This is a genomic window from Acinetobacter sp. FDAARGOS_559 (assembly GCF_003940475.1).
Lineage (GTDB): Bacteria > Pseudomonadota > Gammaproteobacteria > Pseudomonadales > Moraxellaceae > Acinetobacter > Acinetobacter baumannii.
The window spans coordinates 4,246,604-4,255,000 of the sequence record NZ_RKJG01000005.1; the positions used below are offsets into that span (position 1 = coordinate 4,246,604).

Annotated in this window: 2 protein-coding genes and 6 pseudogenes (1 of these 8 running past the window's edge); 4 read left to right on the forward strand and 4 right to left on the reverse strand. The window is 36.8% G+C overall.

The window, feature by feature from the left end; all coding sequences use genetic code 11:
- Nucleotides 1–24: 24 nt before the first annotated feature.
- Nucleotides 25–1,571 (reverse strand): annotated as a pseudogene (locus EGS71_RS22075) (flavin-containing monooxygenase).
- A 121-nt stretch (nt 1,572–1,692) separates the two neighbouring features.
- Between EGS71_RS22075 and EGS71_RS22080 the strand changes: the two are divergent.
- The 4 genes and pseudogenes from EGS71_RS22080 to EGS71_RS22095 form a co-directional block, all read left to right on the forward strand.
- Nucleotides 1,693–2,711: pseudogene (locus EGS71_RS22080) on the forward strand (helix-turn-helix domain-containing protein).
- An 83-nt stretch (nt 2,712–2,794) separates the two neighbouring features.
- Nucleotides 2,795–3,937, forward strand: coding sequence for a cell division protein ZapE (gene zapE / locus EGS71_RS22085; protein WP_000933387.1), 1,143 nt, complete (start codon nt 2,795–2,797; stop codon nt 3,935–3,937).
- A gap of 370 nt (nt 3,938–4,307) precedes the next feature.
- Nucleotides 4,308–6,473, forward strand: coding sequence for a malate synthase G (locus EGS71_RS22090; protein WP_000126958.1), 2,166 nt, complete (start codon nt 4,308–4,310; stop codon nt 6,471–6,473).
- Nucleotides 6,474–6,572: 99 nt separating this feature from the next.
- A pseudogene (locus EGS71_RS22095) lies at nt 6,573–6,704 on the forward strand (GNAT family N-acetyltransferase); the annotation flags it as partial.
- Nucleotides 6,705–6,773: 69 nt separating this feature from the next.
- Here the strand turns inward: EGS71_RS22095 and EGS71_RS22100 are convergent.
- The 3 pseudogenes from EGS71_RS22100 to EGS71_RS22110 all read right to left on the reverse strand — a co-directional run.
- A pseudogene (locus EGS71_RS22100) lies at nt 6,774–7,185 on the reverse strand (ExbD/TolR family protein).
- A gap of 45 nt (nt 7,186–7,230) precedes the next feature.
- Nucleotides 7,231–7,587: pseudogene (locus EGS71_RS22105) on the reverse strand (ExbD/TolR family protein); the annotation flags it as partial.
- Between the two features lie 50 nt (nt 7,588–7,637).
- Nucleotides 7,638–8,397: pseudogene (locus EGS71_RS22110) on the reverse strand (MotA/TolQ/ExbB proton channel family protein) (it continues 114 nt past the right edge of the window).

An 8,397-nucleotide genomic window follows, 5' to 3' on the forward strand; every position in this document is an offset into this window, starting at 1 on the left:
CCTATCTATTATGTATTGAACATATTATGCTGCATAGCTCTGTGAGCATTTATTTAATAACAAATAATCTTTAGGATTAATTTTACGAGTGTCTAGCCAATATTTCCATGTATAAGTTGGCCATAAAGAAAAGTTCTTTCCATCGGCAGCTTGATACCAGCTGCTACATCCGCCAGCTTGCCATACAGTACCTTGAAGTTGTGTTTGTATTCTTTCATTGAAGGAATCCTGAACTTCCGGTTTAATTTCTATAGCGTGCTGTCCAGATTTTTCAACTAGATCAATAAGCTGTAAAATATAATTAACTTGTGACTCAATCATAAATATAATCGAGTTATGACCTAAAACGGTATTTGGCCCGACCAGTTGAAATAGGTTAGGAAAATTCTTGGTCATAATTCCATAATAACTTTCTGCACCGTTTTTCCAAGCCTGTTTCAATTCAATTTGATTGCGACCAATACATGTAAAATGTTTTAAATAAATACGTGGATCGGTAACAAAACCAGTTCCATAGATTAAACAGTCAATTGGTCTTTCTTTTCCATCCTTTGTAATAATACTGTTCTCTTTAATTTCTTGAATACCCTCGGTCACTAATTCAACATTTTTACGGTTAAAAGTAGGGAAGTATTTATTTGAAATAAGAATGCGTTTACAGCCCATCACAAAGTCTGGTGTAAGTTTCTTGACTAAATCTTTATCTTTAACTTGGAAACGTATAAATGCCTCAGCTAATTTTTGTCCATATTTCATGATTTGCGGCTGAACTATAGGAACAACGCGGGATTCATTACTCCAATAAAGGCGGCTGCGATGAATTTGTCGATAGAAGTTTGATTTTTTAAATAGAGCTTTGCTCAAATTAGAGTATTTACGCTCATCTCGTGGGATAACCCAAGCTGCTGTACGTTGGAATACATATAATTGCTTAACGTCTTTTGCGATTTCTGGAATATATTGAATTGCACTACCACCAGTACCAATGGAAGCAACTGATTTACCTTCTAGACTGTAGTCATGTTCCCATTGGGAAGAGTGAAAAACTTTACCCTTGAACTTTTCAATACCTTGAATATGAGGGATTTGTGGAATATGTAGTGGACCTGATGCAAAAACTACAAATTGTGCTTCGAGAGAAGGTTGGTTTGCAAAATCTAGTGTCCATATATGGCGCACTTCATCATACTGTACATGAGTAACCTCATGGTTAAACTTACAGTAGTTTTTAATTTGATATTGATTGGTTATATCTTGGATATAATCGAAAATTTCAGGAGCTTCTGCATAACGTTTTGACCAGTCAGTTTTAGGTGCAAAAGACAAAGAGTACATATGTGATTGAACATCACACGCAGCTCCTGGATAGCGGTTTTCACGCCAAGTTCCACCGACATCATTAGATTTTTCTAAAATAAAAAAATCTGATTGTTGGCTTTGTAACAGACGAATAGCCATGGCAAGGCCACCGAATCCAGCACCAATAATTGCGATTTTAGTTTTTGAATAGCATGTTGTTTTGCGTTTAGCATTGGAAACCCTGCATATGCGGTAAAGAGGATTGCAGGCAAGACTAACGTTTTTTAAACAGTTTAAACATGATTGTATCGACGTGAAAATTGATAGATTCGGCAATTAATTTTATCACTTCTTTATAGTAAAACATTTCAGTCTAGGGAAATTGATAAAAGAATGAAACGATCGGCACTTGGTTTAATCTATTTAATTCAAGGAATGCGCAATGCGGGCATTGATGTCGACTCACGTTTGGCAGATATAGGTATTAAAGTAGATTCCTTGGACCCAAGCTCAACAATTCATGACAGTTTGGAATGGGATATACAGCAAATTATTAGTGAGAATGTTGACCCAGAGAAAGGATTATTTATTGGACAACATTACGCATTGGCAGGTTATGGTCCTTTACTCATGTTACTTGTGACCAGCCATGATATACAAACAGCCTTAGAAAAAGGCATACAGTATCAAAAGCTTACTCATTTATTTGGTACTTTGAGCTTACAAGAAACTGAAAATCACATTATTTGAACTATTTACCGGTCGATTTAAAAACAGAAATCGGTTTACTCCGTGCCCAATGCGAAATTTCGGGTACTTATAAGTTTATTCAAGATATTTATACCATGATGGGCTTAAAAATGCCTGACATGCGTATAGATTTACCATTTCCGAAACCCTCTGATCCAGATACCGTTGCTCAATATTACGCATATTATGGAGATGATCTACATTTTAATTCTACACATGCAGCATTTAGCCTAAGTAAGAATGTGCTGGAAATAAAAATTCCTTCAGCAGATATTATTACTCATCGTATCTATGAGGCTAAATGTATCAAAGAAATAGAAAGATTAAATGAACAAGATCATCAAATACCGCCTATTATTCAATATGTGCAAGATTATTTAGAGCTACAACAAGGAATTATCCCGAGCATGGCGGAAACCGCTTTTGCTTTGAAAATGCCTGAAAGGACATTAAGGCATCAATTGCAGCAGCTTAATACGAGTTATAAACAAATTCGTGAACAGATTATTAAGAATAAGGCGCTTAAACTTATGGAATATAAAGAGTATTCAATAGAAGTTATTGCAGAAGCACTTGGTTATTCTGAACCTGCCGCTTTTAATCATGCATTTAAAAGATGGTTTGGACAGAGTCCTCGGCAATATGGAAAAGAGTTTTACTGAGTGTAACTCTTGATGCTAAAAGCTAATGTGGTCGGACAAAATGTTCGCTATACTCTCTTCAGTTAAAATTGAAATAAAATGATATGTTAAATTTAAAATCTTCTCATAGTACTGCATTTACTCCGTCTTCCCCAGCAGAGCGCTATGCTGAGGCATTGGCTTCAGGCCAGTTTATGGCAGATGAGGCACAAGCACAGGCAGTGCAAGAATTAGATCGTGTATGGAAAGAACTTTTAAATCGTTATAAGGCTTCTAAAAAAGCTTTCCGTCGTTTCCGCCGCCAAACTTCTCCAAAAGGTGTATATATGTGGGGCGGTGTAGGACGTGGCAAAACTTGGCTTATGGACCAATTTTATGAGTCTGTACCATTTCGCCGTAAAACACGTATGCATTTTCATCACTTTATGCAACATGTTCATAAAGAGTTAAATAAACTTTCGGGTCAACGTAATCCACTCGATATCGTAGCTGATCAAATTTATAAAGATGCTGTCGTTATTTGTTTCGATGAGTTTTTTGTCTCGAACGTAACTGATGCAATGATTTTGAGTGACTTATTCCAAAAGTTATTTGTTCGTGGTGTAACACTCATTGCAACTTCAAACATTGCACCAGACGGTTTATATAAAAACGGGATTCACCGTGATCGTTTTATTCCTACAATTGAAATGGTTAAAAAGAACTGTGTCGTTTTAAATGTAGATGCAGGGGTGGATTACCGTTTACGTGTTTTAAAACAGGCTCAATTGTTTAAATCACCATTAGGTAATGAAGCTCAAAGCTGGATATCAGAGCGTTATACTGCTTTAACTCATACTCAAACCAATTCTCATGAACCGATTGTGATCAATAACCGTGTTGTTGAAACACTAGGGCATACGGAAGATGTTTTATGGTGTGAGTTTTCTGAACTTTGCTTAAAGCCGCGTAGTCCAGCAGACTTTATTGAAATTGCCAATATTTATAATACGGTTTTAGTCAGTAATGTTCCTCACTTAACAGACTTCCTGTCTGAAGGCACACGTCGTTTTATTTATCTAGTCGATGAATTTTATGATCGTGGAGTGAAACTACTTTTAACCTCTCAAGATAGTATTATTGATATCTATCAAGGCGAGAAATTGGCTTTTGAAATTGAGCGTACTCGTTCACGTTTATTAGAAATGCAGTCAGATGAGTATTTGCATTCTGAACATCGACATATTGATGCGACTAAAACTTCTTAAGAAATCAGATATGAAGAGCGCTCTAAATTGAGCGCTTTTTTTACAACAAAAAAAGATAAATTTAGCGAAATAGTACTTTTTCATTGTGCAAAGTTTGATATAACTAAATACGCTTTAGAAAAAAACAAGATAGTGAAATTTTTTGTCTGTTAACAAAAAGTCTAGTTTCAGTATCTTTAAATATTGAATAAATTGTTGGGAATCCTAGTTAGAATTTTAATATTTTCCTATATAGAAAAATTTATCTTTGTCAATAGTTATGCAAGGGAAAATGCTTACTATTTAGGAATGTGATATTAGTATTCAGCTTAATTTAAATCGGTATACTAGGATTCTCTTGGTATAAAAAGTAGCAACTTCAGGAAAGACAATGACTGCACGTATTCAAAAAGGCAAGTTAGCGATTGCTAAAGAACTTTACGATTTTATCGAAAATGAAGCTTTACCAGGTTCTGGTTTAGATAGTGAAACTTACTGGAAGAACTTTGAGCAAGTTGTTGTCGACCTTAGTCCAAAGAATAAAGCATTATTGGCTAAGCGTGATGAATTACAAGCAAAAATTGATGAATGGCACCGCAACAATAAATTTGAATTAGGTGCTTACAAAGCATTTTTAACTGAAATTGGTTATTTATTACCAGAAGTTGAAGACTTCCAAATTACTACTGAAAACGTAGATGAAGAAATTGCATTGTTAGCAGGCCCACAATTAGTAGTACCTGTACGTAATGCACGTTATTGCTTAAATGCAGCAAATGCACGCTGGGGTTCTTTGTACGATGCACTTTACGGCTTCGATGTAATTTCAGAAGAAGGCGGTGCAGAAAAAGGAAAAGGATATAACCCTGTACGTGGTGCGAAAGTTATTGAGTTTGCTAAAAACTTCTTAAATGAAATTTTCCCGCTTGCGCAAGGCTCACATGCTGATGCAACTAAATATGCAATCGAGCAGAATAAACTCGTTGTGAATTTAAAAGATGGTACTAAAACTGGCTTAGCTCATGAAGCTCAGTTTGTGGGTTTCAATGGTGAAGAAGCGAACCCTTCAGAGGTTGTTCTTTTGAGTAATGGCCTACATGTCATTATTGAAATTGATGCGAATAGCCCAATTGGCCAAACTGATTTAGCGGGTGTTAAAGATCTAACACTTGAAGCTGCGGTTACAACAATTCAGGATCTTGAAGACTCTGTAGCAGCTGTTGATGCAGAAGAAAAAGTTGAAGGTTATCGTAACTGGTTAGGTTTGATGAAGGGTACTCTTCAAGAATCTATCGAAAAAAATGGTAAAACAATTGTTCGCGCTTTGAATAAAGACCGTGAAATTAAAAATTTGATCGGTGGCACAACCAAACTACATGGTCGTTCACTTATGTTACTTCGTAACGTAGGTCATTTAATGACGAATCCAGCGATTTTAGTTGATGGTGAAGAAATTTTCGAAGGTATTATGGATGCGTTGGTAACACCATTGTTGTCAATTGCTGACATCCGTAGTGAAAACGAAAATAAAAACTCTCGTAAAGGGTCTATGTATATTGTTAAACCAAAAATGCATGGTCCTGAAGAGGTTGCTTTTGCTGTTGAGTTATTTGAGCGTGCTGAGCAAGCCTTAGGATTACCAGCGAAGTCTTTAAAAATCGGTATTATGGATGAAGAACGCCGTACATCTGTAAACTTGAAAAACTGTATTGCTGCTGCTAAAGATCGCACAATCTTTATTAACACTGGGTTCATGGACCGTACTGGTGATGAAATTCATACTTCTATGGAAGCTGCTCCAGTTGTTCGTAAAGAAGCGGTTAAAACACAAAAATGGATTGCTGCTTACGAAAACCGTAACGTTGCAATTGGTTTGAAATGTGGTTTACAAGGTAAAGCTCAAATTGGTAAAGGCATGTGGCCAAAACCAGATAGCATGAAAGATATGTTGGCAACTAAAGCTGCTCATCCAAATGCTGGTGCTTCATGTGCTTGGGTTCCATCACCAACAGGTGCTGTACTTCATGCGATGCATTACCATCAAGTAAATGTAAAAGCACGTCAAGATCAGTTAAAAGCTGAAGAAATGTTGTCATTAGATGACTTGTTAACTCCTCCATTTGCAACTGATACAAACTGGTCAGCAGAAGAAATTAATAACGAACTTGAAAATAACTGCCAAGGTATTTTAGGTTACGTTGTTCGTTGGGTTGACTTAGGTGTAGGTTGTTCAAAAGTTCCTGATATTAACAATGTGGGCTTAATGGAAGACCGTGCAACATTACGTATTTCTTCTCAACATGTTGCCAACTGGTTACGTCACGGTATCGTGACTCGTGAACAAGTTGAAGAAGTGCTTAAACGCATGGCAAAAATTGTTGATGAACAAAATGCGAATGATCCATTGTATAAACCAATGGCAGCTAACTTTGAAACTAGTATTGCTTTCCAAGCGGCTTCAGATCTTATCTTTAAAGGTTGTGAACAGCCTTCTGGTTATACTGAGCCATTACTACATGCGGCTCGTTTAAAATTAAAAGGTTATACAGGTGACTAATTTTAACCTGTTATAAAAAGCCTCTTCGGAGGCTTTTTTATTTTTGGTATATTTGTGCTTATAGATAAGGCGTGAATTTATAAATAAAGGATTTCAAGTTTGATTAACTTAAAAAATCTTGATCGTGAGAATTGGCTTCTATGCGCAAAATTATCATTAGATGATTATCAAAAGGACTATGTCGCGCCAAATGTATACTCTATTGCTGAGTCTAATGTTGAGGAATACTTTAAAAAAACGCTAACTGAGAATTCAAGTTAGCGTTGAAGGAAATGGAATTAACTAAAGTTAAAAGCGATATTAATTGCTACTCACAATCCCAATTTTAGTTACACCTAAACGCTGCGCCATAGCCATGACCATCGCTACATTTTTATATTCAGCCATTTGGTCTGGTTTAAGTTTGATTTGGTCTTGATCTTTTTGGCGACAACACCTTGAAATAAAGTCTCTAGTGCCTTGCGGTCAGAAACCTGTTGGTTATTCCAAATACTTTGCCTGCTGCATCAATTCTTACATCAATGATTTCAAGTGGCTTTTCATTTGTTGGTGGCGGTGTGCCATTTGGCAAATTAATATTAATCGCATTGTTTGGTGCAGGTATAGTAATAATAAACATAATAATGAGTACCAGCATGACATCAATAAGCGGTGTCATGTTCACCTCTAGCATTACATCGTCATCATTATTTGAGCCAACATTCATACCCATAAAATTCTCCTTAAATCATTACGGGGAGGCTGGAGGGGTAGTAACAAAGGCAATTTTGCCAATACCAGCTTGTTTGGTCGTACTAATGACCTGATCTATCGCTTCAAAATGGGTAAGCTGATCTCCTCGAATATGTACCTCGGGCTGCGGTCTTTTTGTGCCACAGCTTGTAATTTTGCTAACAATATTTCTTTATTCGGTACATAACTCTCGTTCCAGAAAATATCGCCTTCTTATTAACTGAAAGTTGGATGTTTTCAGGCGTGGTCGCGTACGGAGTATTTTTTCTTCTGGTAGTTTCACCGGAACTGTATGCGTAACTACCGGAATAGTAATAAGAAAAATAATAAGTAAAACCAACATGACATCTACGAGAGGTGTCGTGTTAATCGTTCCAATCATTTCGTCATCATCTTCAGAACCACACTCATACCCATAATGTCTGCTCCTGATTATTTAATGCTGCGATTAATTGAATTGTTGGTATTAATTTCTCCGCTTAATAAAACTGCATGTAAATCTGAACCAAATGAACGAACATTTTCCATCACTGCTTTATTACGACGAGTCAACCAGTTGTAACCCAGTACAGCAGTACTGCGACCGCAAGACCAATAGCTGTCATAATGAGAGCTTCACCAACTGGGCCTGCAACTTTATCAATAGATGCCTGACCTGAAATCCCGATTGCAGTTAAGCGTGATAGATTCCCCATACTGTTCCGAAAAGACCTACGAAAGGTGCTGTAGAGCCAACTGTTGCTAAAAAAGCGAGACCGCCGCCTAAATGGTTTGTACTTTTTCGATAGCACGTTGTATTGAAATGCTCACCCAAGTATTAAAGTCAATGCGTTCAAGTAGTGAGCCGCCGTGTGATTAGTCGAGTTAATGCCTTTTTCTGCAATAAAACGGTACGCGCTACTTTGTTCTAAACCTTCTGCAGCATTATCAAGCGAAGTTGCCTCCCAGAAATGTTTTTCAGCTTCTTTACCTTGGCGTTTGACTTTACCTTGTTGTAATAATTTAGAGATGATGATGTACCAAGTACCAATCGACATGAGTACTAAAATAAATAAGGTAGACTTAGCGACTAAGTCACCTTCACGCCAAAGGGCTTCTAGACCATATGGATTTTTAACAGTTTCACTTGTTGCAGGCTTTGGTGGTTTGGAGTAGTTGTATTTGAAGTAGCTTCAGTAGTTGCTGTTGCCAC

Bases quoted from the DNA above. Each gene is read 5' to 3' on its own strand.
- zapE (WP_000933387.1), top strand. From the start codon at position 2,795: ATGTTAAATTTAAAATCTTCTCATAGTACTGCATTTACTCCGTCTTCC.
- EGS71_RS22090 (WP_000126958.1), top strand. From the start codon at position 4,308: ATGACTGCACGTATTCAAAAAGGCAAGTTAGCGATTGCTAAAGAACTT.